At 30.3% G+C, this 2,756-nt stretch carries 3 protein-coding genes; all 3 read right to left on the bottom strand.

The window, feature by feature from the left end:
• Positions 1 to 324: 324 nt before the first annotated feature.
• Entirely contained in the window at positions 325 to 969 is a 645-nt protein-coding gene (locus GB234_RS14915) for a DUF7151 family protein (RefSeq protein WP_151895375.1), read from the bottom strand.
• A 158-nt stretch (positions 970 to 1,127) separates the two neighbouring features.
• Positions 1,128 to 1,664 (bottom strand): hypothetical protein, encoded by a 537-nt coding sequence (locus GB234_RS14910; RefSeq protein ID WP_151895374.1) that lies wholly within the window; start codon positions 1,662 to 1,664, stop codon positions 1,128 to 1,130.
• The gene (locus tag GB234_RS14905; protein WP_151895373.1) at positions 1,664 to 2,605 is read right to left on the bottom strand and encodes a hypothetical protein; all 942 of its coding nucleotides are present in this window, start codon (positions 2,603 to 2,605) and stop codon (positions 1,664 to 1,666) included. Before GB234_RS14905 ends, GB234_RS14910 begins: the two co-directional genes overlap by 1 nt.
• Positions 2,606 to 2,756 lie beyond the last annotated feature (151 nt).

The following is a 2,756-nucleotide window of genomic DNA, read 5'->3' as shown; positions in this document are numbered from 1 at the left end:
GAACCAAAAACATAAGCCATATGATTTCCGAAAGTAGTTTTTACAACTTCTCCGCAACTCTCCGAAATCATTGAAATCAGAATTAAAATTGGTATGACAAATGTTCTTTTCAAATGTTTTACAACGTCTCTGTATAATAGCAGTGCGGATGAAGAATGGCATTAGCCATTCGGCAGTAGCACAAGCCGATTTTTACAAATTCCGCTTTTTATTTTTTATTTATATCAAAAGTCTGATTTGTAAAAATTCGGCGATCTCTAAATATACCTTAACTTTTAATTTAGCGACAACTCCCGCATTGATTTTATACTTTGTTGTACAAAGTTATTCTCTCAAAATATATAAATATGATTTAACTCCTAAACCACCACAGCCATTAGGTGTGCTGTTTTTCATACGAATACCTAATGTAATAGTATGATTGGGTAGATTATTGTATATGTCTTCTGAATATTTAAAAACATACTCATCTGTATTATGTGTTAATTGAGAATTTATTATAGATTCATTATCGGTTATGTTATACAATTCAATAATTATATTATTACCAGGTTGACTAATCATTGAAGGAACAAACAAAATAGAAGATACATTCGAGTAATCGGATTTATTGAAATCTGGGAAATGAAAAGTATCAAATTCAGATATATACCAATTAGTACCACACGACATTACATTTGGTGATCCCAATTCAAGCCTTACAAGATTATCTAGTTCAATAATACCTCCATCTCCATTACATATATAATCTGTATTTTCAATTTCATTTTGCTCAAGAATATTATTTCTGTTCAAATCAAGCCCCGTACTAACTCTTATACCTCCAGCTTGGCAGTTAATACCACTTAATTCAATTTCTGTTGATATAATTGAATTAAATCCATCAATTCCATCCTCTGCTTTTGAGCATGATATGATTGTTAGCAATACGAGAATGATGGTTAATATAGTTTTTAAATAAAATCGCATAATGTTTTTTTTAATTTTGTACAACGTGTTTGTGTATGATTTCGTTGCGTGTTTAAGCACTAAATTTAGCAAATAAATCACAGATAGAAAGTCCGCGAGGACTTTCGTAAGTAAGCTATAACTAGCAATGAATTATACACGGTGTTGGCAACTGGCTTTTATTCAATCGTTCTATGAATATTCAATTTCATCAATTTTCTTTGCAATAATTGTACTAAATCATCCGTATTTGTAAATGCTAAAATATCTTCTCTTGTTATTACTAAAATCCTAATATTATCTCTAATCAAAGCATTTAAAATTTCGCTATGAGCATTACTTACTCCATCTCCTGCTCCTGTAATTCCGTTTAAAGAAATCAAAATTCCCATTGTTGCAAATCTATCTTGCAATTTTCTTACAAACCAACCTACTTGAGCACTACTAACTGGGCTTCCCGTGTTCTTGCATTCGGTTATTATTGCATAATCCAAAAAATATAAATCAGAATTTCGAGTGTCATTACTAAAAACAACATCAAGCTCGTGAGCTCTTACACCATCTAAAACATTGGAATCGTAGTGTGTTACTTTTGGAACTTTACAAAAAATGTAACGAACAAGTTCTTCCAATTTTGCTCCTTTAATATAAGTGTTAGGTGCTGTATCAGATTCTCTTAATAGACGCGATATTTTTGGTTGAGAAAATCTAGCCATTATTCAAGTCCGTGAGCTATTTTATTTCTCTTATTTAACAATATAGTGTCAAAAGAATTTTCTATTAATTCATTCACAAAGTCTTCTAAATCATAACTAATAATTAAAGGATAAAGTGAGGATTTAATTTTGTGTCTTTTGTTTTCTGTGTCGAGATACAGTAAAACACCAACTTTTGCATCAGAAACCTCAATGTATTTTCTAATTTGGTTTTCTGCATTTTCAAGTCTAGCTTTATTTAAACGACCATATTTAAGTTCGAAAATTATTGGATTTCCTATAACTTTCCCCAAATTATCACTCCATAAGGCGAAATCAATTCCTTTATCTTTATTGGTGTTATTCTCGACATAGTTTAGTTTTAGGATATTGAAAATTCTAGCAGTAATATCCTCCATTTTCAAACCATTTCTAGCAGAATTTAGACCATTTCTATTTCCTGTTGTATAGTTTCGTAAGTCCTGAATTTCGGGAAGAATATCTCTTAATTGAATTTTTGTTTCAGTATGATATTCTATTGTCCTTTTTAATTTACTTTTTTGCTTTGAATAATATTGCTTTGGCTTTTTCTTTATGTCTAAAAGCAATTTTAAAATTGAGTTTTTTGTAAATTCAATATCATTTACATCAGTTCTAATGAACAACTTGTTCTCAATGTAAAAAGGGATTTTTAAATCTTTATCGAGAAGAATAAAATGTTGTTTTCCAAGTCCTTCACAAACACCCATTTCGTAAATTACATTTGGGTTATTGTCAGTTATTATAAATATCGCAAAATCAGCATCCTTTATTTTTCTTTTCAAGATTTGCTGAATTGAGTCTCCAACGGAAAAGTCATATAAATCAAAAGTGTCCACATCGTTTTCAGCAAGAACATTCTTGATAATCGATGTGTCAACATTGTGTGACGAAGAAAGAAAACATTTCAAATTTTTATTCATTTAGTTTTTGTTCAGCTTGTTGCCAACGTTTATGTATAAGAATAGTTGTGGGTTTGTATGCGAGGATTTTCCGAAGGAAAATCAGACGTTACAAACACGCAACGACCTTTGATTAAGCACTAAACCACAATTATTTTTATACGGTGTTGTA

The sequence above is a fragment of the Patiriisocius marinistellae genome (genome assembly GCF_009014635.1).
GTDB lineage: Bacteria > Bacteroidota > Bacteroidia > Flavobacteriales > Flavobacteriaceae > Patiriisocius > Patiriisocius marinistellae.
Note: the sequence above shows the minus strand (reverse complement) of the source record. Positions and strands in the feature narration are given on the sequence as shown.

Coding starts and splice junctions, on each gene's coding strand:
- GB234_RS14915 (WP_151895375.1), bottom strand. CDS start 969: ATGCGATTTTATTTAAAAACTATATTAACCATCATTCTCGTATTGCTA.
- GB234_RS14910 (WP_151895374.1), bottom strand. CDS start 1,664: ATGGCTAGATTTTCTCAACCAAAAATATCGCGTCTATTAAGAGAATCT.
- GB234_RS14905 (WP_151895373.1), bottom strand. CDS start 2,605: ATGAATAAAAATTTGAAATGTTTTCTTTCTTCGTCACACAATGTTGAC.